We start from the raw sequence: 25,820 nt of genomic DNA, 5'->3' as shown, positions 1-25,820 counted from the left end.
CGCCGACCTGGGATGGGGCATTATGCCGCCTGTGCCGTCCGCGGTCGGGCCGACGGCGGCAGGGCATCATGCCCCGGCGTCGCCGCCGTTGCCCGATCCGCCCGGTTTCCCTTCATTTCCCTGCTCCGATCCATGCGCATCCTCCTGGTAGAAGACGAATCCGCCATCGCCGACACCGTGCTCTACGCGCTGCGCGCGGAAGGCTTCGAGGCGGTGCATTGCCTCACCGGCGGCGAGGCCCTGCGCGAGGTCGCGCGCGCGCCGTTCGACCTGGCCGTGCTCGATATCGGCCTGCCCGACATCGGCGGCTTCGCCCTGTGCCGCGAGCTGCGCCGCGGGCGCGACCTGCCGGTGATCTTCCTGACCGCGCAGAACGCCGAGGCCGACCGCATCCTCGGCCTGGAGATCGGCGCCGACGATTACGTCACCAAGCCGTTCTCGCCGCGCGAACTGGCGACCCGCGTGCGCGTGGTGCTGCGCCGCGCCGGCGTGGGCAACGGCGGCGCCGGCGCCGGCGTCGCGGCCGATCCCGAGCCCGGTTTCGCCCACGATCCCGAGGGCAAGCGCATCCGCTACCGCGGCCAGGCGCTGGACCTGACCCGTTACGAATACGGCCTGCTGGCCGCGCTGCTGCAGCGCCCGGGCGCGGTGCTGTCGCGCGCGCAGCTGATGGACCGGGTCTGGGGCGATGCGCTCGACAGCGGCGACCGCACCGTCGACACCCACATCAAGACTTTGCGCGCCAAACTGCGCGAGATCGCCGCCGAGGCCGACCCGATCCGCACCCATCGCGGCCTGGGCTATTCGCTGGACAACGGCTGAGCCGCGCATGCGCATCGGGCTGCGGATCTTCCTGGGCTATTTCCTGATCGTGGCGCTGGCCGCGACCCTGCTGGCGCGGGTGTTCGTGGCCGAGGTCAAGCCGGGCGTTCGCCAGGCGATGGAAGACACCCTGGTCGACACCGCCAACGTGCTGGCCGAACTGGCCGCCGACGATTTCCTGGCCGGGCGCATCGACCAGGGCGATTTCGCCAAGCGCGTGCGCGCGTTGTCCGCGCGCGACGTCGGCGCGGCGATCTGGGGCTTCCGCAAGCGCTCGTCGAGCTACCGCGTCTACGTCACCGACGCGCGCGGCATCGTGGTGTTCGACAGTTCCGGGCGCGACGTGGGCCAGGATTATTCGCGCTGGAACGACGTCTATCTGACTCTGCGCGGGCGCTACGGCGCGCGTTCCAGCCCGGACGCGGCCGGCAATCCCGACGACACGGTGATGCACGTGGCCGCGCCGATCCGCGACGACGACGGCCGCATCGTCGGCGCGCTGAGCGTGGCCAAGCCCAACAGCGCGATCGCGCCGTTCATCGCCCGCAGCCAGGGCGTGGTCGCGCGTTGGGGCTTCGTGCTGATGGGCGCGGCGTTGCTGGTCGGGGTCGGCGTGTCGTGGTGGCTGTCGCGCCAGATCGGGCTGTTGCGGCGCTACGCCAACGCGGTCACCGCCGGCGCGCGCGCGACCGCGCCGGACGCGGCCGGCGAATTCGGCGACCTCGGCCGCGCGCTGGAGACGATGCGCTCGCGCCTGGAGGGCAAGCAGTACGTCGAGCAGTACGTGCACACGCTGACCCACGAGATGAAGAGCCCGCTGGCGGCGATCCGCGGCAGCGCCGAACTGCTGGAATCGCCGCCCGGCGAGGGCGGCATGGCCGATGCCGACCGCGCCCGCTTCGCCGGCAGCATTCGCGCCCAGGCCGAGCGCCTGGCGCAGATGATCGACAAGCTGCTGGCGCTGGCCGCGGTCGAACACCGCCAGAGCCTGGAGCGGCCCGAGCCGGTGGCGCTGGCGGCGATCGCCCAGGAAGCGGCCGGGCATTGCGCGCAGCGCCTGCGCGACAGCGGCGCGAAACTGCTGCTGGACCTGGAGCCGAACCTGCCGGCGGTGCAGGGCGACGCGTTCCTGCTGCGCCAGGCGCTGGTCAACCTGATCGACAACGCCGCCGACTTCTCGCCCGCGGGCGGCGAGATCGCGCTGCGCCTGCGCCGCGACGGCGACCGCCAGCGCATCGAAGTCGGCGACCGCGGGCCGGGCGTGCCCGATTACGCGCTCGGCCGCGTGTTCGAGCGCTTCTATTCGCTGCCGCGCCCGGCCGGCGGCAGCCGCAGCAGCGGGCTGGGCTTGTGCTTCGTGGCCGAAGTCGCGTCGTTGCACGGCGGCGAGGCGGCGCTTGCGAATCGCGAGGGCGGCGGCGCGCAGGCGAGCTTGAGCGTGCCGGGCTGAGTTCGCGGCTTTTGCGCTCGGGATAGCGCGCATCGCACGCCGAACATCGAACGCCGAACGCCGAACGTCAAGCGTCAAGCGTCAAGCGTCGAGCGGCCGCGCACCTGCACGCATTCGCTCGCGTCCGAGTGCGCCCGCAGACCCACAAACCGTCATTCCGGCGAAAGCCGGAACCCATTTTGATCTTGTTCCGATCCGGTACTCGCGCGAGCCCAAAAGCGAAGCACGAGCAACATCAAAATGGGTTCCGGCTTTCGCCGGAATGACGGGGGTGGGGGTTTCGCAGCGGGAAAACGCGTCCGGTTCCGTCCCGAGCCAGCGCGGCTTCGTCGCCCCCAGCCGCATTCCGTCGCCCGCCGATGGCACCGCCGCCGCCACGGTGCGAGCCTGCGACCACACCGCAGGCGAGGCGACCGATGTGAACGCGACCGATGTAACGGCGACGGATTCGAGTCGGCCAGATTCGAATCAGCCAGGTTCGAATCGGCCAGGTTCGAACCGGCCAAACTCGAAACGGCCAAACTCGAAACGGCCACGGCATTCGACGCCGCCGCGCGCGCAGCGGCTCTCGGCGGCGTTCGCGCTCCTGCTGTGTGCGACCCAGGCCGCCGCCGCCGAACCCGTCGCTGCCCGTCCCGGCGCGAACGCGACCGAACCCCGCGCGAGCGGATCCTGCGCCATCGGCAGCTACCGGCTCGCCGACGGCCGGCCGCTCGACATCGGCCCGGGCGCCGAAGGCCAGCTGCGCTGGCGCGGCGACGACGGCCGCACCGGCGCGCTGGCGCCGGCCGCGCACGGCGCCTGGATCAGCACCGTGGGCTGGACCGGGCGCGCCGACGGCCATCGCGTCCGTTTCGATTGCGCGCACGATCGCCTGCGCTTCGACGGCACGCCGGGACAGCGCGTGCGCACGATCCAGCGCGACACGCGCTTTCGCGGCAGCGGCGTCGAGCTCGCCGGCCGCCTGACCCTGCCGCCGGGCGAGGGCCGGGTGCCGCTGGTGGTGCTGGTGCACGGCGCCGAACACGATTCGGCGTTGCAGCGCTATTCGCTGCAGCGCGAGTTCGCCAATGCCGGCATCGCCACCTTCGTCTACGACAAGCGCGGCACCGGCGCTTCCGGCGGACGCTACACCCAGGACTACCTGACCTTGGCCGTCGACGCCGTCCACGCCCTGGACGAGGCCCGCCGCCTCGGCGGCGCGCGCATCGGGCGGGTCGGCTACCAAGGCGGCAGCCAGGGCGGCTGGGTCGCGCCGCTGGCGGCGCGGATCGCGCCGGTCGATTTCGTCGTGGTCGGCTTCGGCCTCGCGGTCTCGCCGCTGGAGGAAGACCGCGAAGCGATCGCCTTCGATTTGCGCCGCGCCGGATTCGGCGACGACGCCGCGGCGATGGCCGGCGCGATGGCCATCGCCGATGCCACCGCGGCGCTGATCGACAGCGGCTTCGCCGAAGGCTACGAGCGGCTCGCCGCGGTCAAGGCGCAGTACGCCCAAGCGCCTTGGTATGCGTCGGTGCGCGGCAACTTCACCTGGTACCTGCTCGGCAACGATGCCGACACCATCCGCCGCGACGCGCCGGGCCTGGTCCGCGGCGTGCCCGCGCACTACGACCCGATGCCGGTGCTGCGCGGCCTCGACACCCCGCAACTGTGGGCGCTCGGCGGCGAAGACCGCGACGCGCCGCCGGGCGAAACCCTGCGCCGGCTGGCGGCGCTGCAGCGCGCCGGCAAACCGATCGCCAGCGCGGTGTTCGCGCGCGCCGACCACGGCCTGTACGAATTCGAGACCGCGGCCGACGGCGAACGCGTGTCCACCCGCCAGCCCGACGGCTATTTCCGCCTGATGGCCGACTTCATCCTCGGCAAGACGCTGCAGCCGCGCTACGGCGAGGCCGCGGTATGCGCGAGCGCGGCCTGCGCCGGCGGCTAGGGCTTCACTCTTGCTTCACCGGCGCCACACCGCCTCGCCATCGCTGCCCCGCACAAGCGCATCAACCTTGCCGCCAACGTCGCGGACAAGGAGTACGACATGCGGGTGTGGTTGAAGATGCTGATGGTGCTGGGGCTGACCCTGGCGATCCTGGTGCCGCTGCTGATGATCGGCGGCGTCATCGACGAACGGCAGGGCTATCGGGCCCAGGCCGTGGCGACGGTGGCGCGCAGCTACGCCGGCGCGCAGGCGTTCTCCGGCCCGGCGCTGATCGTGCCCTACGAGGACACCTGGATCAGCGAGGAGAAGGACGAGAAAGGCGTGATCAAGCGCGTCGCCCACCGCGAGCAGGGCCGCTGGACCTACTTCCCGGGCAAGCTCGAAGTCGAGGGCGAACTGGTCCCGCGCGAGCGCCGGCTCGGCCTGTACAAGGTGCTGGTGTACGAATGGCAGGGCAAGGCCAAGGCCGGTTTCGTCGCCAACATCCCGGCCGATCCGGTGGCCGAGCCGGGCATGACCGTCAACGGCATCGCCCGCACCATCGGCAAGCCCTGGATCAGCTACGGCTTCGCCGACGTGCGCGGCCTGCGCGATCCCAAGCTGCGCCTGGACGGCCTGGACGCGGCGGTCGAGGACGGCCTGGGCGCGCGCGACGGCGGCGGCATCCACGCCCGGCTCGGCGCGCCGGCGGCGGCGACCCAGCTGAAGGTGCAGACCGAACTGGAGTTCACCCTGGGCGGCACCGAATCGCTGGCGCTGGTGCCGCTGGGCAAGGACAACCGCTTCTCGCTGCGCTCCAAGTGGCCGCATCCGAACTACGGCGGCAGCTTCCCGCCGAGCTCGGACAGCATCGGCAACGACGGTTTCCGCGCCGACTGGCGGGTGTCGTCGGTGGCGACCAACGCCCAGCGCCAGTACCTGGCCGGGGTGACGCTGCCGACGGTGGGCCTGTCCGGCCGCGGCGACGAGGGCCCCGAGTCGGCCGCGGAGATCGGCGGCGAGATCAACGCCATCCAGGTCACCCTCAAGGACCCGGTCAACGTCTACTCGCAGGCCGACCGCGCGACCAAGTACGGCCTGCTGTTCGTGCTGCTGACCTTCGTCGGCTTCTTCATGTTCGAGCTGATCAAGCAGCTGCGCATCCACCCGATCCAGTACGGCCTGGTCGGCCTGGCGCTGGCGATCTTCTTCCTGCTGCTGGTGAGCCTGAGCGAGCACATCGAGTTCGGCCTGTCGTACCTGATCGCCAGCGTCGCCTGCATCGGCCTGCTGGTGTTCTACCTGAGCGCGGTGCTGCGCAGCGTGCCGCGCGCGCTGGGCTTCGGCGCGATGCTGGTGACCCTGTACGGCGCGCTGTACGGCCTGCTGATCTCCGAGGACAACGCCTTGGCGCTCGGCGCCGGCCTGCTGTTCGCGATCCTCGCCGCGATCATGGTGATCACCCGCAAGGTCGACTGGTACCAGCTCGGCGCCAGCGCGCCCAAGCGCCGCGAGGCCGCGGTGCCGCCGCCGCTGCCGGAGCGCGATGCGGCGCAGTAATGCCGCATCGCCAACCGCCGCCGCGCGCCAGGGATGGCAAGGCCAGGGAAGGCGCGGTTGCGGAAGGCATAGGCAAGGAAGGTGAAGCCAAGGAAGGCGTCACCCAAGCAAGGCAGCGCCAGGGAGGGCGACGCCATGGACAAGGCCAGGGACGGCAGCGCCAGGGAAGGCGATGAACGAGAAAGGCGCCAGCGCCGCCAAGGAAGGCGACGCCGGGCAGGGCGATACCACGGACGGCGATGACGGCGGTGGGTCCCGCGGGCCCACCGCCGTTTTTTGCCGACGACGCGGCCCCCGCCGCGCCCGGCCCGCGCTTTCACTAAGATGCCCGGATGAAGAAGGCCATGCCCACGATCCGCAGCTACACCGGCGCCGAGATCGCGCCTTACCTGAATGCGATCGCCGCGCTGCGCATCGCGGTGTTCCGCGATTGGCCCTACCTCTACGACGGCGACGCCGCCTACGAGGCCCAGTACCTGCAGGTCTACCGCGACTCCTGGCGCGGCGTGGCGGTGCTGGCCTTCGATGGCGAGCGCATCGTCGGCGCCTCCACCGGCCTGCCGCTGATCGACGAGATGGCCGAGATCCGCGCCGCCTTCGACGGCCATCTGGTCCAGGCCCAGCACGTGTTCTATTGCGGCGAATCGGTGCTGTTGCCCGAGTACCGCGGCCTCGGCGTCGGCCATCGGTTCTTCGACGCGCGCGAGGCGCATGCGCGCGCGCTCGGCGATTTCCGCTGGACCGGTTTCTGCGCGGTCGAGCGCGAGCCCGGCGATCCGCGCCGGCCGCCGTTCCATCGCGGCAACGAGGCTTTCTGGAAGAAGCGCGGCTACACCCACCGGCCCGAGTTGGTGGCGAAACTGCCGTGGAACGAAGTCGGCCGCGGCGAACGCGAGCATTCCCTGAGTTTCTGGCTGCGGCCGCTGGAGCGCGCGCGATGACCGACTCGACGATCCGGGTGGCGGTGGCCAAGTACGCCATCGGCGCGCCGCGCGACTTCGCCGAATTCGCCGACAAGCAGGCGCAATGGCTGAGCCAGGCCCGCGCCGGCGGCGCGCAGCTGGCGGTGCTGCCCGAGTACCTGTCGCTGGAACTCGGCGCGACGTTCGGCGCGGCCACCCAGGGCGACCTGCATGCCTCGCTGGTGGCGATCCAGCAGTACCACGAGGCCTGGCTGGCGCTGTTCGGCCTGCTCGCGCGCGAGCTGCGCCTGCACGTCGTCGCCGGCAGCTTCCTCTACGACCACGAAGGCCGCGGCCGCTACCGCAACCGCAGCTACGCCTTCGCGCCCGACGGCGGGCGGCTGTGGCAGGACAAACTGCAACTGACCGGGTTCGAGAAACAGGCCGGAGTGATCGAGCCGGGCGATGCGCTCAAGACCTTCGACCTCGCCGGCGAGCGCGCCGGCATCGCGATCTGCTACGACATCGAATTCCCGCTGCCGGTGCGCGCGCAGTGCGAGGCCGGCGCGCGGCTGCTGATCGCGCCGAGCTGCACCGACACCCAGGCCGGCGCCACCCGCGTGCGCGTGGGCTGCCTGGCGCGCGCGCTGGAGAACCGCGCCTTCGTCGCCCAGGCGGTGACCGCGGGCGAGGCGTTGTGGAGCCCGGCGCTGGACACCAACACCGGCGAGGCCGCGGTGTACGCGCCGATGGATGCGGGCCTGCCGGCCGACGGCATGCTGGCGACGACCCGCGGCCACCAGCGCTGGGCCTTCGCCGACCTCGACTTCGCCGCGCTGGAGGCCAGCCGCGAACGCGCCCAGGTCGCCAACGACCGCGATTGGGCGGGGCAGTGGAAGCCGGCGATCGCGCGCGCGCAGCGGACGCAGTGGGACGAGGGGCGGTAAGCGACGCAGCGAGCGTGAACGATGGCGGTCGCGGCTTGCGCCGCTCCTACAGCCAGCCCATGCAGGAGCGATACAAGCCGCGACCGCGAAGTTTCACCCGCGACGCAACCGCCATGGCCTACCCGTAGGAGCGGCGCAAGCCGCGACCGCGTCGACGCAACCCACCCTCAACCGAACAACGTCACCCCAGGCACCAGCCACAGCGAAATCCCCGCCAGGGTCGAGCCGATCACCGTCGCCGCCAGCACGTCGCTGGGATAGTGCAGCCCCAGCACCACCCGCGACGCCGCCACCGAGGCGGTGAACGGCACCAGGATCCAGCCCAGCGCCGGATAGTGCGCCATCGCCACCAGGCTGAAGGCGACCGCGTGCAGGGTGTGCCCGGACGGGAAGCTGAACTCGTCCAGCGGCGCGACCCAGGCATGGATGCGCTGGTCGGAGGCGAACGGGCGCGGGCGCCGGGTCCAGCGCTTGAGCGCCTTGTACAGCGCCAGCGCGATCACGCCGGTCGCGGCCAGGTGCACGGAGGCGCGCAGGCCGTCGTAGCCGTCGGCGAGCACCAGCACCGCCATCAGCGCGTACCAGAACACGCCGTCGCCGAGGCGGCTGATCGCGGCGAAGTATGCGCGCGAGCCGCTGCGCTGGCCGAGGCGATTGGCGCGCAGGCACCAGCCGGATTCGCCGGCGATCAGACGCTTGCGCAAGGGCAACCGGTTCATACGACCTCCTGCTCGGGCTTGTTGTCGGATCGGGCGTCGTGCGGCGGCCGCTTCGGCGTGCCGCGCGCGTTGCGTTCGGCCAGGCCGTGCAGCACCGCGTCGAAATCGGCGGCGACCTGTTGCGGGCGCAGGCCGCCGACGGCTTCGCGGCCGGCGCGGGCCATGCGCGCGCGCAGGGCGTCGTCGGTGGCGATGCGCACGGCCGCGTCGATGAAGCCGGCGTCGTCGCCGTTGCTCACCGCCGCGCCGTGCTCGCCGTCGCGCAGGTGCTCGTGCGCGGCGCCGTAGTCGAAGGCCACGGTCGGCACGCCGCTGGCCATCGCTTCCAGGGTGACGTTGCCGAAGGTTTCGCTGAGGCTGGGAAACAGGAACAGGTCGCCGCTGGCGAAGTGCGCGGCCAGGGTCTCGCCGCGCTGGACGCCGCAGAACACGAAGTCGGGGTTGTCGCGCTGCAGCTTCTCGCGCGACGGGCCGTCGCCGACCCAGACGAAGCGCGCCTGCGGCCGGCGCTGCTGCAGCGAGCGGAACGCGCGCACGGCCAGGCCGAGATTCTTCTCCGGCGCGATCCGGCCGACGTAGATCGCCACCAGCGCGTCGTCCGGCGCGCCCCAGGCCTCGCGCAGCGACTGCGTGCGGCGCGTGGGATCGAACAGCGCGGTATCGACCGCGCGCGGCAGCCGCACCACGTCCTCGAAGCCGCGCGCGCGCAGGAACTCGGCCAGTTCGCGGGTCGGCACCAGGGTGGCGTCGGCGCCGTTGTGGAAGCGGCGCATCCACGCCAGCGCGGCGCCGACCAGGAACGGCGCGCCGTAGTCGCGCATGTATTCGTCGAAGCGGGTATGGAAGCCGGTCGCGGCCGGAATGCCGAGCTTGCGCGCGGCCTTCAGCGCCGACCCGCCCAGCGGGCCTTCGGTGGCGACGTAGATCGCATCGGGGCGGCGGGCGGCCCAGTCGCGGCGCAGGCGCGCGGCGCAGGGCAGTCCGAAGCGCAGCCCGGGGTAGCGCGGCAACGGCAGGCCGCGCACCAGCAACTCGTGATCGGCGCCGTCGCCCGTACCGTCGGCGGCCTGGCGCGGGCGCACCACCTCGACCTCGTGGCCGCGGGCGCGCAGACCCCGCTCCAGACCTTGCACGGTCAGGGCGACGCCGTTGATCTCCGGCGGATAGGTCTCGGTGACGATCGCGTAGCGCATGGCGCAGGCTCCGGTTTGCGCAATCCTGGGCGTGCGCCGTGTCCCTGCGGTTGCCGGTGCATGACGCGGGCATGACCGCGCCCGGGTAATCGGTTTCCGGAATCGTTTTCATCCGGACGGCGTCACGAAACAGCGCGCGGACAGCGGTTTTGTCCCGATCCGTCAATCGCTTGCGCGAACCCGCGCCTTCCGGATCGTTAACAAGCCTGTCCCTACAATCGCCCCGTTTATCTGATCCGCCGATCCGTCGGCACCACTTTTCCAGGGGACCGCCGCTTGCACCGACGCGAACTGATCAAGGCCGGACTGGGCCTGCCGTTGGCCGCCTGGGCCGCGGGCGGCGCATGGCCGGCCTGGGCGGAAGCGGCCGGGCCGGCGCAGGCCTTCGACGCCGACACCGTGCCGGCGCTGGCGCGCGCGCTCGCGGCCAAGCCCTTCCGCGCGGCGTCGAGCGAACTGCCGGCGGGCCTGGGCGAGATCGACTACGACCGCTGGCGCGACATCCGCTTCGATCCCGGCCAGGCGCTGTGGAAGAACGACGGCCTGCCGTTCCAACTGCAGCTGTTCCACCGCGCGTTCCTGTTCAAGCAGCGGGTCGAGTTGAACCTGGTCGAGGCCGGGCAGGCGCGGCCGGTGCGCTATCGCAGCGAACTGTTCGACTTCGGCAAGGCGCCGCGCCCGCCCGCGGACGCCGACCTGGGCTTCGCCGGCTTCCGCGTGCACGCGCCGATCAACCGCAAGGATTATTTCGACGAGGTCTGCGCCTTCCTCGGCGCCAGCTATTTCCGCGCCGTCGCGCGCGACCTGCTGTACGGACTGTCGGCGCGCGGATTAGCGCTGAACACCGGCGCGGGCGATCGCGAGGAGTTTCCGGCGTTCGTGTCGTTCTGGATCGAGCGGCCGGCGAAGAACGCCGCGTCGATCGTCGTGCACGCGCTGCTCGACAGCCCCAGCACCGCCGGTGCGATGCGCTTCGTCGTTACGCCGGGCGCCGACACCACGTTCGACACCAGCCTGCGCCTGTACCCGCGGGTGGCGCTGGAGCGCGCGGGCATCGCGCCGCTGACCAGCATGTACCACTTCGACGACACCGACCGCCGCGGCGTCGACGACTTCCGCCCGGCCGTGCACGATTCCGACGGCCTGGCGCTGTTCAACGGCGCCGGCGAGCAGATCTGGCGGCCGCTGCACAATCCCAGGAGCGTGCAGGAAAGCGCGTTCCAGGACCGCCGCCCGCGCGCGTTCGGGCTGATGCAGCGCAAGCGCGCGTTCGCCGACTACGCCGACAGCGAAGCCCATTACGAGCGCCGCCCGAGCCTGTGGGTGGAGCCCGTCGGCGACTGGGGCGAGGGCGCGGTGCACCTGGTCGAGATCCCGACCGGCGACGAGTACCACGACAACGTGGTCGCGTTCTGGCGCCCGCGCGCGCCGCTGGCGGCCGGGCGCGAGCACCGCTTCGACTACCGCCTGCACTGGTGCGCGAAGCATGCGTGGAAGCCCGAGCTGGCCACGGTGTCGCGCACCCGCATCGGCGCCGGCGGCCGCGACGCGCGCCTGATCGTGCTCGACTTCGACGGCGGCCGCCTGCCCAGGCTCGCGCGCGACACCGCGATGCGCGCCGTGGTCTGGGCCTCGGCCGGCCGGATCGCCAACGCCAGCGCGCGCGCCATCGACGGCAGCGGCGCCTGGCGCCTGTCGTTCGAACTTCAACCCGGGGACGCGCGCGCGGTCGAACTGCGCGCGGTCATGGAGGACGCGTCCGGCCCCGTTTCCGAAACCTGGCTTTATCGTTGGACCGCATGAACGCAACTGCCGCACCGCCGCACCGCCCCGCCGCCTCCGCGCCCTACGAAGCCCTGCCGCCCGAATCGCCGATGGCGATGCCGGTGCAGTCGCTCAAGGCCGGGGCGCTGTCGCCCCAGCCGCTGCCGACCGCGCCGCGCGGCATGGCCCTGCGCCGCCTCTATGTGATCGGCGGCGCCGCGCTGCTGACCCTGGTCGCGGCGTACCACATCCTGCGCGTGCTCTACGTCGGCGGGCTCAATCTGCTGGAAGGCGCGCTGCTGGGACTGTTCCTGTTCCTGTTCGCGTGGATCGCGCTGGCCTTCACCAGTTCGCTGGCCGGCTTCGTGCTGATCCTGTCGCGCCGGCGCTGGCGGCTGGGCCTGAAGCAAGGCGGCGAACTGCCGTCGCTGGACGAGCGCACCGCGCTGCTGGCGCCGACCTACAACGAGGATCCCGAGCGGCTGATGGCCGGACTGCAGGCGATCTACGAATCGGTGCAGGCCACCGGCCAGCTCGACAAGTTCGATTTCTTCATCCTCAGCGACACCACCAAGGAACCGATCCGCCAGGCCGAGATCCGCGCGTTCCAGGCGCTGCGCGAACGCACCGGCGGCCATGCGCGGATCTTCTACCGCCGGCGCAAGAACAACGCCGAGCGCAAGGCCGGCAACATCGCCGAGTGGGTGCGCCGCTTCGGCGCGGCCTATCCGCAGATGCTGATCCTCGACGCCGACAGCCTGATGACCGGCGAGGTGATCGTGAAGCTGTCCGGGGCGATGCAGCGGCATCCGGACGTGGCGCTGATCCAGACCCTGCCGATGATCGTCAACGGCCAGACCCTGTTCGCGCGCATGCAGCAGTTCGCCGGCCGCGTGTACGGCCCGGTGATCGCCTACGGCATCGCCTGGTGGCACGGCGCGGAGAGCAACTACTGGGGCCACAACGCGATCATCCGCACCCGCGCCTTCGCCGAGCACGCCGGCCTGCCGGAACTGCGCGGACGCAAGCCGTTCGGCGGCACCGTGCTGAGCCACGACTTCGTCGAAGCCGCGCTGATGCGCCGCGGCGGCTGGGCGCTGCACATGATCCCGGGCCTGGTCGGCAGCTACGAGGAAGGCCCGCCGTCGCTGACCGACATGCTGGTGCGCGACCGCCGCTGGTGCCAGGGCAACCTGCAGCACACCGCGGTGCTGCCGGCGCGCGGCCTGCACTGGATCAGCCGCATGCATTTGATGATCGGCATCGGCCATTACTTCACCGCGCCGATGTGGGCGATGCTGATGCTGATCGGCCTGGTCATTCCGCTCGACAAGGTCGACTACTTCCGCTGGCAGAGCATCCGCCTGCCGGGTTTCTCGCCGAGCGCCTACTGGCGCGACCAGGACCCGGACCGGGTGCTGTGGGTGTTCGTCGCCACCATGGCGGTGCTGCTGGCGCCGAAGTTCATGGCCTACCTGGCGCTGCTGACCGACCGCGAGACCCGGCGCGGCTGCGGCGGCGCGATCCGCGCGTTCTTCAGCATGATCTTCGAGACCCTGCTGGCCGCGCTGATGGCGCCGGTGACCATGTACCTGCAGTCGCGCGGCGTGGCCGAAGTGCTGTCGGGCAAGGACTCGGGCTGGGAGTCGCAGCGCCGCGACGACGGCAGCCTGCCGCTGTCGGGGCTGATCCGCAGCTACGGCGGGCTGACCCTGTTCGGCGTGCTGATCGGCGGCATGGCTTATGCGATTTCGCCGCCGCTGGCGGCGTGGATGTCGCCGGTGATCCTGGGCCTGATCGTGTCGATCCCGGTGGTGGCCTTCACTTCCGCGCGCGGGCCGGGGCAGTTCCTGCGCCGGATCGGCATCTTCCGCATTCCCGAGGAGATCAGCCCGCCGCCGGTGCTGGTGCGGGCGACCCAGTTGCGCGCGGAGGCGGCCAAGCGCAGCGCCGCCGCCGCGGAGCATGTGGGCTGAGGCGGGCTGAGGCGCGCCGCCGCGCGGCGCCCGGGCGCATGGCCCGGGCGCCGCGCGGCGGCGCGGTCACACCAGCACTTGCCGGGTCCGCCGCAGATAGGCGTGGACCGCGTTTTCGGCCGCTTCGTCGATCATCGTTTCGGGCCCGCAGCCGTTGGGGCAGCGCAGCCGCGGGGTGGTGCCGAACAGCCGGCAGATCAGCGGCCGTTCCTCGTAGGCCTCGCAGCCGTGCGGGCCCAGGTGCGGGCAACTCCAGGCGGCCAGCGCGGCGTCGCGCTCGGCCTCGGGCTTGAACGGCAGCCGCGCCATTTCCTGCGCCGAGGCCGTGACCGGCCCGCAGCAGTCGTGGCAGCCCGCGCGGCAGCCGAACGCGGGAATGCGCGCGCGCAGCGCTGTCAGTTCCGGATCGTCGCGCGTCATCGGTCGTCTCCCGCGGCCGCGGTCGCGGCGCGCGAATTTTGTTCGAGCCGCCGCGCCTTCTCAAGCGCTCAGGCTTTCTTCAAGAACTCGGTGCGCAGGACCAGGCCCTTGACCTTCTCGACGTTGCACTCGATCAGTTCCTCGTCGTCGGTCAGGCGGATGTTCTTGCACAAGGTGCCGCGCTTGAGCGTCACCGAGGTGCCCTTGACCTTGAGGTCCTTGATCACCAGCACCGAGTCGCCGTCGGCGAGCGCGGTGCCATTGCTGTCTTTCACGATCATGTCGAACTCCTGCAGGGGAAAGCGGCGCCGGCGCGCGCGGCCGCGGGCAAGGCGGCGGCCCGTCGCGAACGACGGGAGCGGCCGGTGTGGATGGAAAAAGCCTAGCGAAAGATGTTTTACACATCAATATGGATGTAGTAAAAACAAGCGCGGCGCAGGCGGATGCCGAATGCAACGCAATTGGCGATGATGCGCAACCGCGTACACCGCCGCTGCCGCACGCCACGATGACCGCCTGTTTCCGGACCGTCCGTTCCTGCATCGCCCGTTCCCGCATCGCCCGTTCCTGTGCCGGCACCATCCGCATCGTTCCCTCATCGGCCACGGAGCCGCGACGTTGATTACGGCAAGCCAATTGCGCGCCGCCCGCGCCCTGGTCGGCATGGACCAGAAGACCCTGGCCGAGAAGGCCGGCGTGTCGCTGCCGACGATCCAGCGCATGGAAGCCAGCCAGGGCAACGTGCGCGGCGTGGTCGATACCCTGACCAAGATCATCAACGCGCTGGACGCGGCCGGCGTCGAGTTGATCGGCGAGAACATGCCCAGCTACGGCACCGGCCGCGGCGTGCGGCTGAAGTCGCCGCCGGAGTGAGCCGCGGCGCAGCGGGCGCGGGTCGCCGTTTGGTTTAGCGCGCCCGGCGCGGCGGGCTTCAGTCGCGGCGGGCCGATCGACGTCCGCTCGCTGGACGCCGGCTCGCTCGAAGCCAGCTCGCTTGAAACAGGCTCGCTCGAAGCCGGCGCGCTCGAAACAGGCTCGCTCGAAGCCGGCTCAGTCGGAGAACGGCCGCAACTGGCGATACAGCGCATAGCCGCTGCCGGCCGCGCCGGTCAGCACCGCCGGCAGGTACAGCATGCGATAGCCCCAGTGCCGGTAGAGCGCCGCGCCGAGCGCCGCGCCGGCAAGGAAGCCGCAGATCACCAGCGCGCTCAGCAGGATCCGCCGGCGCGGCACGTCCTGGCCGCGCAGGGCATGGCCCAGGCCGATGCCCAGGTCGGTGAACATGCCGGTCAGGTGGGTGGTGCGCAGGACCGAGCCGCTGAAGGTGGTGGCCATCGCGTTCTGCAGTCCCATCGCCATCGCTCCGGTCAATCCGCCGAGCATCGGCGCGTGGCGGAACAGCGGCACGGCCGCGAACAGCAGCGCCGATTCGATCGACAGCACCACGCCGTAGCGCCGGCCCAGGCGCAGGGAACGGCCCTGGACGATGGCCCCGCTCAGCATCGCGCCGGCGAGGTAGGCGGCGATCACGCCGAACAGTTGCAGCGCCGCCAGCGGCCGCCCCGCGGCGGCCGCGGCGCCGAGCAGGGTGGCGGTCCCGGTGAGGTGGGTCAGCGCCTGGTGCTCGAAGCCGAGCACGCCGGCGACGTTGACCATGCCGGCCACGCAGGCCAGCACGCCGCCTCCCACCCAGACCCATGCCGGCAGTTGCACGCCCACCGTTCGCCTCGCTGTTTCTGGTGCCCGCCGCTGGGACGCGCCGGCTCGGCGTTGCGGCCGGGGCGCGGTCCAGTGGAGGGGGTAGATAAGACGCTTTAAACATATCAATGGATGCTTTGTACATCAATAAAGCGATCTTGGACCTTACTGCCGAAGACGGTCGTGCTGGGCGGCCGTATTGGGCAGCCGATCCGGCCGCGACGGCGCCCGGCGTCTGGCGAGCGCGATGGTCGCGGCTCGCGGCATCCGCATCGCCCCGCCGCGGTCACGGATTCGCGCTCGCGCGCGGCGCAGGGCGCGATGGCGCCACGGCGCCAGCGGCTATGCTCGGCGCATGAGTCCAGACCGCATCGCCCCCGACCCCGCCCTCAGCCACGTCGTCGGCGCCGCCGCGCCGGCGCTGCTCGACGAAACCATCGGCGCGATGCTCGCGCGCATCGCCGCGCAGTGGCCCGACCGCGAGGCGCTGGTGGTGCCGCCGCAGGACGTGCGTTTGACCTGGCGCGCGTTCGACGCCGCGGTGAGCCGGCTCGGCGCCGGCCTGCTGCGACTGGGCCTGGCGCCGGGCGACCGCATCGGCGTGTGGTCGCTCAACCGCGCCGAGTGGGTGCTGCTGCAGTTCGCCAGCGCCCGCGCCGGGCTGGTGCTGGTCAACATCAATCCGGCCTACCGCACCCACGAGCTGGAGTACGCGCTCCACCTGGTCGGCTGCCGCGCCCTGGCCATCGTGCCCTCGTTCAAGAGCTCGCATTACCTCGACATGCTGCGCGAACTGGCGCCGGAACTCGGCCGCCATCCGCCCGGACTGCTGCGCGCGCGGCGCCTGCCGGACCTGCGCCACGTGCTGGTCATGGGCGCGCACCCGCCGCCGGCCGGCGCGCATGCCTTCGACGCGGTCGCCGCCTGCGACGACCCGGCCGCGCACGCGCTGCTGGACCAGGTGAGCGCGCGGCTGTCGCCGGACGACGCGATCAACATCCAGTTCACTTCCGGCACCACCGGCGCGCCCAAGGGCGCGACCCTGACCCACCGCAACATCGTCAACAACGGCTTCTTCGTCGGCGAGGCGATGCGCTTGAGCGAACGCGACCGGCTGTGCATCCCGGTGCCGTTCTACCACTGCTTCGGCATGGTCCTGGGCAACCTGGCCTGCGTCACCCACGGCGCCTGCATGGTGATTCCCGGCGAAGGCTTCGACCCGCTGGCGACCCTGCGCACCGTCGCCGCCGAACGCTGCACCGGCCTGCACGGCGTGCCGACCATGTTCATCGCGCAACTGCAGCACCCGCAGTTCGGCGAGTTCGACCTGTCGAGCCTGCGCACCGGCATCATGGCCGGCGCCAACTGCCCGGTGGAGGTGATGAAGCAGGTGGTCGGGCGCATGCACATGCAGCAGGTGACCATCGCCTACGGCATGACCGAAACCAGCCCGGTCAGCTTCCAGACCGTGCCGGACGACCCGCTGGAACGGCGCGTGGATTCGGTCGGCCGGGTCCATCCGCACGTGGAAGTGCGCATCGTCGACGAGAACGGCGACACCGTGCCGCGCGGCGGCATCGGCGAACTGCTGACCCGCGGCTATTCGGTGATGCAGGGCTACTGGGGCGATCCCCGCCGCACCGCCGAAGCCGTCGACGGCGACGGCTGGATGCACACCGGCGACCAGGCCACCATCGACGCCGACGGCTACGGCCGCATCGTCGGCCGGCTCAAGGACATGCTGATCCGCGGCGGCGAGAACGTGTACCCGCGCGAGATCGAGGAATTCCTCTACGCCCACCCGGCGATCGCCGACGTGCAGGTGTTCGGCGTGCCCGACGAAAAATTCGGCGAGGAAGTCTGCGCCTGGATCCGCCTGGCCGAGGGCGCCGCGCTCGACGCCGAGGCGGTGCGCGGGTTCTGCCAGGGGCGCATCGCCCACTACAAGATCCCGCGCTACATCGAGTTCGTCGAGGCGCTGCCGATGACGATCAGCGGCAAGCCGCAGAAGTATCTGATGCGCGAGACGATGGTCGAGCTGCTGGCGGCGCGAAGCCGAGGCTGAGCGCCGCCGGACGGTTCAAGGGAAGGTTCCGGCGGCAAGTCCGCGGCGCGGGCGCCTGCGGCCCGGACGCCGCCTCAGGCGGCCAGCAGCTTCAGCGAAATCCCCAAGCCCGCCATGTCCTGCGGCTCGCCCTCCAGGTCCGCGCGCACCAGCGGGCGCGAGTCCAGCCAGCGCCGCGACACGGTCAGGGTGAGGGTGTTGCCTTCGGCGTGGGCGTCGAGCTGCGGGATCGGGTCGGATTCGTGCGCGCGGTGCAGCAGCACCGCCAGGCGCAGCAGCGCCGAGCTGCGCCGCACCGCCGACAGCAGGCGGTCGGGCAGGGCGTCGAAGGCGCTCTTGGGGATGCTGCGGCGGTGGGTGCGCACCAGCGCGGCGAGGAACTGCTGCTGCTGGCGCGAGAAGCCGGAGATGTCCGAGTTCTCGATCACGTAGGAGCTGTGCACGTGGTACTGGCTGTGCGCGATCGCCAGGCCCAGCTCGTGCAGGCGCGCGGCGCGCAGCAGCATCAGGCGGTCGTCGGCGTCGAGGTTCCAGGCCTTGGCGACCTGGTCGAACAGGCGCAGCAGGGTCGCTTCGACCCGCTTGGACTGCGGCTCGTCGATGCCGTAGCGCTTGACCAGCGAGGCGACGGCCGCATCGCGCGGGTCGTCGGCGCCGCCGCGGCCGAGCATGTCGTAGAGCACGCCCTCGCGCATCGCCGCCTTGCTGATGGCCATGCGCTGCAGGCCGAGCACGTTGAACGCGGCTTCCAGGATCAGGATGCCGCCGGCGATCACCGGGCGGCGGTCGGAGGACAGGCCGGGCAGGTCGATGGCCTCGATCCGGTCGGCCCGCAGCAGCTCGTCGCGCAGCACCGGCAGTGCCTCGGCGGTGACCGCGCCCTTGGTCAGCTTCATCGCCGCGCAGATCTCGCCGATGGCCTTGTTGGTGCCCGACGAACCCAGCGCCTCGTGCCAGCCCAGGCTGCGGTAGGTGCCGGCGAACTGCTGGAACTCGGCCGAGACCTCGTTGAGCGCGTCGCGCCATTTCTTCTTCGACAGCTTGCCGTTGTCGAAGAAGCGGCGGGTGCTGGCGATGCAGCCGACCTGCAGGCTCTCGCGCTCGATCGCCTCGAAGCCGGCGCCGACGATGCATTCGGTCGAGCCGCCGCCGATGTCGATCACCAGCCGGCGTTCGCCGGGCTTGGACGGCTGGGCGTGGGCGACGCCGAGGTAGATCAGGCGCGCCTCTTCGCGGCCGGACACCACTTCGATGGCGTGGCCCAGCGCCGATTCGGCCGGCATCAGGAAGGCCTGCGGCGCGGCCAGCCGGCGCACGGTGTTGGTGGCGATCGCACGCACCCGCTGCGGCGGCACGTCGCGGATGCGCTGGCCGAAGCGCGACAGGCACTCCAGCGCGCGCTGGCGCACCTCGGGGGCGAGGCCGCCCTTGCGGTCCAGGCCCTCGGCCATGCGCACGGTCTCGCGCAGCCGGTCGACGGTGCGCAGCTGCCCGAGCACGTAGCGCGCCACCACCATGTGGAAGCTGTTGGAGCCCATGTCGACCGCGGCGAGCAGGTCGCCGTCCTCGAGCGGCAGGCGGCTGGTCGGGAATACGTTATTCATGCGCGGGATTTTCGGTCATCCGCACAACTTAGCCAACAAAGTCGCCTGGGCCGAGTGCGGCATCGCGCCGTCGGCCGGCGCGATCCGGGCGTAGCCGCCGTCGTTCTGCAGTTCCCAGGAGTTGAGGTTGTCGGCCAGGTAGTTGGCCAGCGCCTCCTCGTAGACCCGGCCGCGCAGGTCCGAATCCAGGATCGGGAAGCCGGTCTCGACCCGGCGCAGCAGGTTGCGCTCCAGCCAGTCGGCGCTGGAGCAGAACAGGTCCGGGGCGCCGTCGTTGGCGAACCAATAGACGCGGTGGTGCTCCAGGAACCGGCCGACGATCGAGCGCACCCGGATGTTGTCGGACACGCCTTCCACGCCCGGACGCAGGGTGCAGGCGCCGCGCACGATCAGGTCGATCTGCACGCCGGCCTGGGAGGCCTGGTACAGCGCGCGGATCACCTGCGGCTCGTTCAAGGCGTTCATCTTGGCGACGATGCGCGCGGGCTTGCCGGCGCGGGCGTGCTTGGTCTCGCGGTCGATGCGCTTGAGCACGCCGGCGTGCAGGGTGAACGGCGACTGCAGCAGGCACTTGAGCTTCAGCGACGGCGCCAGGCCGGAGAGCTGCTGGAAGATCAGGTGGACGTCGTTGCCGATGTCCGGATCGGCGGTGATCAGGCCGAAGTCGGTGTAGGCGCGGGCAGTGCCGCTGTGGTAATTGCCGGTGCCCAGGTGCACGTAGCGCTTGAGCTTGCGGCCCTCGCGGCGGACGATCAGCAGCATCTTGGCGTGGGTCTTGTAGCCGACCACGCCGTACACCACCTGCACGCCGGCCTCCTGCAAACGGTCGGCGAGGCCCAGGTTGGCCTCTTCGTCGAAGCGCGCGCGCAGCTCGACCACCACGGTCACGTCCTTGCCGTTGCGCGCGGCCTGGATCAGCTGCTCGACGATCGGCGAGTCCTTGCCGGCGCGGTACAGGGTCTGCTTGATCGCCAGCACGTTCGGGTCTTCGGCGGCCTGGCGGATCAGCTCCAGCACCGGCGCGAACGAGTCGAACGGGTGGTGCAGCAGCATGTCGCCGTCGGCGACGGTGTCGAAGATGGTCTCCACCCCGGGCGCCACGCGCTGCTGGTACGGCGGGAACTTCAGTTCCGGACGCTGGACCAGATCGTAGACCTGGATCACGCGGTTGAGGTTGACCGGGCCGTTGATGCGGTAGACCGCGTTCTCCGGCAGGTCGAAGTTCTCCAGCAAGGTGCGCACGATCGGCTTGGGGCACTGCTCGGCGATCTCCAGCCGCACCGCGCGCAGGTAGCCGCGGCCGACCAGTTCGTCGCGCAGGGCCAGGGCGATGTTGTCGACCTCTTCCTCGTCCACCAGCAGCTCGGAGTTGCGGGTCACGCGGAACTGGTAGGCGCCCTTGACCTCCATGCCCGGGAACAGCTCGTCGACGAAGGCCGACAGCACCGAGGACAGGAACACGAAGTCGTGCTGGCCGCCGGAGACGTTCTCCGGCATCTGGATGATGCGCGGCAGCGAACGCGGCGCGCGCACGATGGCGAGGTTGCCGGCGCGGCCGAACGCGTCCTTGCCCTTGAGCACGACCACGATGTTGAGCGACTTGTTGAGGATCTTCGGGAACGGGTGCGCCGGATCGAGTCCGAGCGGCGACAGCACCGGCATGATCTCGTCGCGGAAGTAGGCGCGCAGCCAGCGGGTCTGGCGCGCGTTCCAGGAATTGCGCCCGAGCACGCGCACGCCGTTGTCCTGCAGCGCCGGGCGCAGCACGTCGTTCCAGCATTCGTACTGCGCCTTGACCAGCTCGGCGGCGCGGTCGTGGATGCGCGCGAGCACGGTCTGCGGCGCCAGCCCGTCCGGGCCCGGGGCCAGGCCCAGGTCCTGGGCGTGGCGCAGGGTGCCGGCGCGGATCTCGAAGAATTCGTCGAGGTTGGTGCACGAGATGCACAGGTACTTCAGCCGTTCCAGCAGCGGCACCTGCGGGTCCTGGGCCTGGGCCAGGACGCGGAAGTTGAAGTCCAGTTGCGACAGTTCGCGGTTGAAGTACAGCGAGGCGTCGCGCAGCGGGTCGGTGTCGAGCGAGGGTTCGGTCATCGCGTTCATGGCGCTGCGTTGCATCCTGGGTTGCGGTTCGCCCGGTCAGGGCAGTGCATCGTGGAGAAGGGTATCCGACTGCGATTCGCCGTACTGGTCGCGGCGGCGCATGCGTTCGGGAATGAAGTGGCAGGCGAAGGTGCTGCCGCGGCCGACTTCGCTGGCGATCTCCAGCCGCGCCTGGTGCAGGTGCAGCACGTGCTTGACGATCGACAGCCCCAGGCCGGTGCCGCCGCTCTCGCGCGAGCGGCTGGTGGACACGCGGTAGAAGCGTTCGGTGATGCGCGGCAGGTGCGCGGCCGGGATGCCGTAGCCGCTGTCGACCACTTCCAGCACGCAGCCGCGGGCGATGCCGGCGCTCTCGGGGCGGAAGCGGATGCGGATGGTGCCGCCGGCCGGGGTGTAGCGGATCGCGTTGCTGACCAGGTTCGAGAACGCGCTGTGCAGTTCCTTGTTCGAACCGAACAGGTCGACGCCGGCGAGGTCGTCCATCGCGATCTCGTGCCGCCCCTGGCTCAGCGCATTGGCCTCGCGCTTGAGCGTGGCCAGCATCGAGGACATCGACACGTTTTCCTCGGCCGGCAGGCTGTCCTGCGATTCCAGGCGCGACAGCGTCAGCAGGTCTTCGACCAGCTGGGTCATGCGCTGCGACTGGCGCTGCATCTCGGCCAGCATCGGCGCCCAGTCCGGGTGTTCTTCCGGATCGAGCATGTCGAGGTAGCCGTGGACCACGGTCAGCGGCGTGCGCAGTTCGTGCGAGACGTTGGCGACGAAGTCGCGGCGCATCTGTTCGAGCTGGAGCATGCGGCTGACGTCGCGCGCGACCAGCAGCCACAGGTTTTCCGAGTACGGGATCAGGCGCAGGCTCAGGGTCACCGCCGGGTTCCACGGCGAGGCCGCTTCCAGCGGCTCGGCGTTGCGGCCCGAGGCGAGCCAGTGCGAGATCTGCAGCGGCTGCAGCCGGTCGACCACCGGCGCGCCGATGTCGCGCGGATAGCGCAGCCCGAACAGGCCGGTGGCGGCTTCGTTGAACCACTGCACGCGCTGGCTGTTGCGTTCCACCACCACGATCGCGTCGGGCATCGCCGCCGCGGCGGCGCGGTAGGCGCGCAGCATTTCGATCAGCCGGCGCTTGCGCCCGCGCATCTCCGCCTGGCTGCGGTGCAGCAGGCGGTCGAGCTCGTTCCAGATGCCTTCGCCCAGCGGCGGGGTCAGGCGCTGGCGCGCGGTCAGCCGGATCAGCACCCGGCGCAGCCGCCAGTAATGCCAGGCGACCACGCCGATCGCGGCGGCGGTGACGATCGGCCAGGGATAGCCGACCAGGATGCCGAGTACGGCGGCGCCGACCAGGATCAGCGCGAGCTGACCGAGGGTGCGGAACCAGGCGGAGCGCGCGCGGGGCGGCATACCCCCAGCTTACGCGGCGAGCGAGGCGGAGAAGCGGTAGCCCGCTCCGCGCACGGTCTGGACCATGCCGTCGAGCCGGTGCGGCTCCAGCGTCTTGCGCAGGCGGCGGATGTGCACGTCGACCGTGCGCTCCTCCACGTACACGCTGCCGCCCCAGACGTGGTCGAGCAGTTGGGTGCGCGAATAGACGCGTTCGGGGTGGGTCATGAAGAAATGCAGCAGGCGGTATTCGGTCGGGCCGATCTGGACCGGCTGGTCGCCGCCGTCGACCTGGGCGAACACCCGGTGGGCGGCGCCGTCGATGCGCAGCGGGCCGACGCCGACGCTGCCGTCTTCGTCGTCCTCGCGCGAGCGGCGCAGCACCGCGCGGATGCGCGCCAGCAGCTCGCGCGCCGAAAAGGGTTTGACGACGTAGTCGTCGACGCCGGCTTCCAGGCCGCCGACGCGGTCGTTCTCTTCGCCGCGCGCGGTCAGCATGATGATCGGAATCTCGCGCGTCAGCGATTCCTTGCGCCAGCGCCGGGCCAGCTCGAGGCCGCTGGTGCCGGGCAGCATCCAGTCCAGCAGGATCAGGTCCGGGACGCGGTCGGCGATGGCCGCCTGGGCTTCGCGGGCGTCGCCGGCGTGGACGGGATCGTATTCGCCCTTGCGCAGGGCAAAGGACACCATGTCGCGGATGGCGGGTTCGTCTTCGACTATCAGGATGCGCTTCTGCACACGGTCACCGAGGGGAGGCGGGGTAGGGGTTCGTCCCTGAAACCGCGCCAGTACACTACCGTTTTATGACGTGTCCATGACACGGGACGGGCGGCATTGTGGACCCGGCGCTGTCGGCCGGATGTGCACGGTCGGCCGGAATGCTCCAATCGGGACGGCAACTTGCGTGCGTGGCGTCGATTTCGGCGGCGTTGCGCGCGCGATCGGCGCCGTCGGCGCAGCCGCGTAGTTTGGCGGACAGGTTACATCGCGATGGCAATGCGGCGGCATGCGGACGACGGTTCGGCGTCGTCCGGCGGGGCCGGTCCTGCGGGCTGGGCGAGCGGTCGGGCCAATGCGACGCGCCGGTTTCGCCGCCGTCGCGGCGGACGGAGAGCGGGGCGTCCTGGGTATAGACGCAACGGCGACGGCGATCCCCTCGATTGCGTGATGCGGGGACTGAATTCGTTCAGCTTGATGCCGGCCGGGGCGGGGCGCGTGCCCTTGCCGCGCTGCGGGTCGGGCCGCGGGTCGGGCCGCCAAGCGGGGCGATCCAGACGCCGTATCCGGCCTGGACGGGCTCGGACGGGCTCCGGCCCGGACGGCCATCGGAAGCGCCGGTCGCGGCCGCAGGCGGCCGCCGCGGCGCCCTACTGCCGCCGCAAGTCCTCGTCGCGCACGCCCTGGCGCTTGAGCTCCAGCACCGTCGGCGTGATCGCGGCGATGCGCGCCTCGATCCGGGCGCGGGCGTAATAGTCCAGGTCCGGCTTGCGCTTGAGGTTGTTGAGCTGGACCAGGGCCTGCTCCGGCCGGCCGCGAAGGTAGGCGGCCTCGGCGTAGGCCTCGCCGGCGCGGATCGAGTCGCCGGCGATCTCGCAGGCGCGGGCGAAGCTCTGCTGCAGCAGCGGGTCGTCGGCGTAGGCGCCCAGCAGCGGCCGCAGCACCGCCTGGGCGCGCTGGCCGGCCGCGGCGGTGGCGCGGTCGTTGAGGACCTTGGCGTAGGTCAGGGCGACCGCGCGGTTGTTCGGGCTGTGCCGCAGCAGGGCCTCGAAGCGGGCGTCGGCGGCGGGGTATTTGCCGGCCTGGGCCTCGGCCTCGCCCATCGCCAGGCTCAGCCACAGCTGGCCGGGGTGCTTGTCCAGCAGCGCGGCCAGCGCCTCGGTCGCGGCCGCGGTCTGGTTGGCGCGCAGCTGCGCCAGCGCCAGCCCGTAGCGCTTGGCGTCGCTGTCCTTGCCGAGCTTCTCGTACTCGCGAACCGCATCGCGCGCCGAGTCGGCGCTGAGCACCCGCATCCGCTCGCGCGCGTAGTCGAACAGGCCGGTGCCGCCGGAGCTGAGCCCCGCGTCGCTGAGCTTGATCCCGCTGGGCAGCAGCGGATTGTCGGTGCCGGCCGCGTTCGGCGGCAAGCTGATCGGCGCCTTCGGGATGCGTTCGACCCGGGTCGCGTTGGGCGTGGCGGTGACCGCGGTGAGGCTGTTCCTGGCCGCGATCTGCTCGGCGCGCTCCTTGGCCTCGCTGATGCGGGTGGTGGTGACCGGGTGGGTCATCAGGTAGTCCGGCGCCTCGCCGTACCAATTGGCCTTGTTGCTGCGCGAGGCGAGCTGCATGCGCTGGAAGAAGCCGGCCATGGCCTCGGTGTCGTAGTTGCTGCGGTACAGGGTCTGGATGCCGATGCGGTCGGCCTCGGACTCGTTGGAGCGGGTGTAGTTGATCTGGCGCTGCTGCATCAGGCCCAGGCCGGAGGTGATCGCGGCCATGGTCGCGTCGTCCTGGGAGTTGGTGCCGGCGCTTTGCGCGGCGATCACCGCGCCGAGCATCGCCAGCAGGATCGGCAACTGGTCGCGCTGGGCGCGCTCGACCCCGCGCAGCACGTGCTGCTGGGTGACGTGGGCGATTTCGTGCGAGAGCACCGCGGCGACCTCGTCCTCGCGCTCGGCGGTCAGCACCAGGCCGGAGTTGACCCCGATGTAGCCGCCGAGGGTCGCGAAGGCGTTGATCTGGCGCTCGCGCAGCAGGAAGAAGGTGAACGGCTGGCGCGGCTTGTCGCTGTTGGCGGCCAGGCGCGTGCCGAGGGTGTCGAGCCAGCCGTCGATCAGCGGGTCTTCGAGCAGGTAGTCGTAGTGGCGCAGCTGCGCCAGCATCATCGAGCCGTACTCGCGCTGCTTGGCCGGGGTCAGCAGCTCCGCGGCCGAGGAGCCGATGTCGGGCAGCTTGTTTTCCTGCGCTCCGGCGCAGGCGCTGCCCAGGGCGAAGGTGACGGCGGCGGCGAGCAGGGCGATGCGGCGCAAGCGGGATTCCTCGGTGGATGCGTGACTTACGAAAGACGGACGACGCGGACGGACGGGGTTGCGGCCGCGGCGCAAGCGCGTCGGGCCGGAATCACGCCGGGATCGGGCCGGGATCGGGCCGCTGCCGGCAGGATGACGCCGCGCTGCGACGCGGGCGTGAATCCGCCGTTAATCCTGCCGTTGATTCCGCCGCCCGCGCGATCCCGCCACCCTGACCCGGCGCCACGACCCGACGCAAGCGTATTGCACCGCGACGGACTGCATTCCACCGGCACGCTTTAAACTGCGCCGGTGCGCGTCCATATATCG

At 71.1% G+C, this 25,820-nt stretch carries 19 protein-coding genes and 1 pseudogene; 10 read left to right on the top strand and 10 right to left on the bottom strand.

What is annotated here, in order from left to right:
* Positions 1-132 precede the first annotated feature (132 nt).
* From creB to JHW41_RS16955, 6 genes are all read left to right on the top strand, one after another.
* Positions 133-822 carry a two-component system response regulator CreB gene (gene creB / locus JHW41_RS16980; RefSeq protein WP_250443707.1) on the top strand — a complete coding sequence of 230 codons (690 nt, stop codon included), beginning with the start codon at positions 133-135 and terminating at the stop codon, positions 820-822.
* Between the two features lie 7 nt (positions 823-829).
* Complete coding sequence (gene creC / locus JHW41_RS16975) at positions 830-2,272, top strand: two-component system sensor histidine kinase CreC (protein WP_057946934.1); 1,443 nt, start codon at positions 830-832, stop codon at positions 2,270-2,272.
* 814 nt (positions 2,273-3,086) lie between these two features.
* Positions 3,087-4,202, top strand: coding sequence for an alpha/beta hydrolase family protein (locus tag JHW41_RS16970; RefSeq protein WP_250443703.1), 1,116 nt, complete (start codon positions 3,087-3,089; stop codon positions 4,200-4,202).
* Between the two features lie 99 nt (positions 4,203-4,301).
* A complete protein-coding gene (gene creD, locus JHW41_RS16965; RefSeq protein WP_250443698.1) occupies positions 4,302-5,741 on the top strand; it encodes a cell envelope integrity protein CreD in 1,440 nt (479 codons plus the stop codon).
* A 332-nt stretch (positions 5,742-6,073) separates the two neighbouring features.
* Complete coding sequence (locus JHW41_RS16960) at positions 6,074-6,682, top strand: GNAT family N-acetyltransferase (RefSeq protein WP_250443694.1); 609 nt, start codon at positions 6,074-6,076, stop codon at positions 6,680-6,682.
* An 11-nt stretch (positions 6,683-6,693) separates the two neighbouring features.
* The gene (locus JHW41_RS16955) at positions 6,694-7,590 is read left to right on the top strand and encodes a carbon-nitrogen hydrolase family protein (protein ID WP_250451087.1); all 897 of its coding nucleotides are present in this window, start codon (positions 6,694-6,696) and stop codon (positions 7,588-7,590) included.
* Between the two features lie 167 nt (positions 7,591-7,757).
* Here the strand turns inward: JHW41_RS16955 and JHW41_RS16950 are convergent, their stop codons facing one another.
* Both JHW41_RS16950 and JHW41_RS16945 read right to left on the bottom strand, forming a co-directional pair.
* Entirely contained in the window at positions 7,758-8,309 is a 552-nt protein-coding gene (locus tag JHW41_RS16950) for a phosphatase PAP2 family protein (protein WP_250443690.1), read from the bottom strand.
* The gene (locus JHW41_RS16945) at positions 8,306-9,502 is read right to left on the bottom strand and encodes a glycosyltransferase family 4 protein (RefSeq protein ID WP_250443687.1); all 1,197 of its coding nucleotides are present in this window, start codon (positions 9,500-9,502) and stop codon (positions 8,306-8,308) included. Before JHW41_RS16945 ends, JHW41_RS16950 begins: the two co-directional genes overlap by 4 nt.
* A gap of 276 nt (positions 9,503-9,778) precedes the next feature.
* Between JHW41_RS16945 and JHW41_RS16940 the strand changes: the two genes are divergently transcribed.
* Both JHW41_RS16940 and mdoH read left to right on the top strand, forming a co-directional pair.
* Positions 9,779-11,305 (top strand): glucan biosynthesis protein, encoded by a 1,527-nt coding sequence (locus tag JHW41_RS16940; protein WP_250443684.1) that lies wholly within the window; start codon positions 9,779-9,781, stop codon positions 11,303-11,305.
* Positions 11,302-13,242 (top strand): glucans biosynthesis glucosyltransferase MdoH, encoded by a 1,941-nt coding sequence (gene mdoH / locus JHW41_RS16935; protein WP_250443679.1) that lies wholly within the window; start codon positions 11,302-11,304, stop codon positions 13,240-13,242. Before JHW41_RS16940 ends, mdoH begins: the two co-directional genes overlap by 4 nt.
* 66 nt (positions 13,243-13,308) lie before the next feature.
* On the opposite strand, the gene JHW41_RS16930 is transcribed toward mdoH, so the two are convergent.
* Positions 13,309-13,662, bottom strand: a complete 354-nt coding sequence (locus tag JHW41_RS16930) for a YkgJ family cysteine cluster protein (protein ID WP_057946938.1) — start codon at positions 13,660-13,662, stop codon at positions 13,309-13,311.
* 68 nt (positions 13,663-13,730) lie between these two features.
* A pseudogene (locus JHW41_RS16925) lies at positions 13,731-13,940 on the bottom strand (alkylphosphonate utilization protein); the annotation flags it as partial.
* A 340-nt stretch (positions 13,941-14,280) separates the two neighbouring features.
* Here JHW41_RS16925 and JHW41_RS16920 point away from each other — a divergent pair.
* On the top strand, positions 14,281-14,535 hold the full coding sequence (locus JHW41_RS16920) for a helix-turn-helix domain-containing protein (RefSeq protein WP_123648929.1): 255 nt from the start codon (positions 14,281-14,283) through the stop codon (positions 14,533-14,535).
* A gap of 177 nt (positions 14,536-14,712) precedes the next feature.
* Here JHW41_RS16920 and JHW41_RS16915 read toward each other — a convergent pair whose 3' ends face one another.
* Entirely contained in the window at positions 14,713-15,381 is a 669-nt protein-coding gene (locus tag JHW41_RS16915; RefSeq protein WP_250443674.1) for a YoaK family protein, read from the bottom strand.
* A 334-nt stretch (positions 15,382-15,715) separates the two neighbouring features.
* On the opposite strand from JHW41_RS16915, the gene JHW41_RS16910 reads away from it, so the two are divergent.
* Positions 15,716-17,425, top strand: coding sequence for an AMP-binding protein (locus tag JHW41_RS16910; protein ID WP_250443670.1), 1,710 nt, complete (start codon positions 15,716-15,718; stop codon positions 17,423-17,425).
* 74 nt (positions 17,426-17,499) lie between these two features.
* Here the strand turns inward: JHW41_RS16910 and ppx are convergent, their stop codons facing one another.
* From ppx to JHW41_RS16885, 5 genes are all read right to left on the bottom strand, one after another.
* A complete protein-coding gene (gene ppx, locus JHW41_RS16905) occupies positions 17,500-19,029 on the bottom strand; it encodes an exopolyphosphatase (protein WP_057946942.1) in 1,530 nt (509 codons plus the stop codon).
* Between the two features lie 15 nt (positions 19,030-19,044).
* Positions 19,045-21,129, bottom strand: a complete 2,085-nt coding sequence (gene ppk1, locus JHW41_RS16900; RefSeq protein WP_175429144.1) for a polyphosphate kinase 1 — start codon at positions 21,127-21,129, stop codon at positions 19,045-19,047.
* Positions 21,130-21,165: 36 nt separating this feature from the next.
* Positions 21,166-22,527 (bottom strand): phosphate regulon sensor histidine kinase PhoR, encoded by a 1,362-nt coding sequence (gene phoR, locus JHW41_RS16895; RefSeq protein ID WP_057946944.1) that lies wholly within the window; start codon positions 22,525-22,527, stop codon positions 21,166-21,168.
* 9 nt (positions 22,528-22,536) lie between these two features.
* Positions 22,537-23,244, bottom strand: a complete 708-nt coding sequence (gene phoB, locus JHW41_RS16890; RefSeq protein WP_057946945.1) for a phosphate regulon transcriptional regulator PhoB — start codon at positions 23,242-23,244, stop codon at positions 22,537-22,539.
* 629 nt (positions 23,245-23,873) lie between these two features.
* Entirely contained in the window at positions 23,874-25,511 is a 1,638-nt protein-coding gene (locus JHW41_RS16885) for a M48 family metalloprotease (RefSeq protein ID WP_250443666.1), read from the bottom strand.
* Between the last annotated feature and the right edge of the window lie 309 nt (positions 25,512-25,820).

The organism is Lysobacter enzymogenes (assembly GCF_023617245.1).
GTDB classification, from domain to species: Bacteria; Pseudomonadota; Gammaproteobacteria; order Xanthomonadales; family Xanthomonadaceae; genus Lysobacter; species Lysobacter yananisis.
The sequence above is the reverse complement of the archived record's forward strand: the minus strand, read 5'-3'. Positions and strand labels throughout refer to the sequence as shown.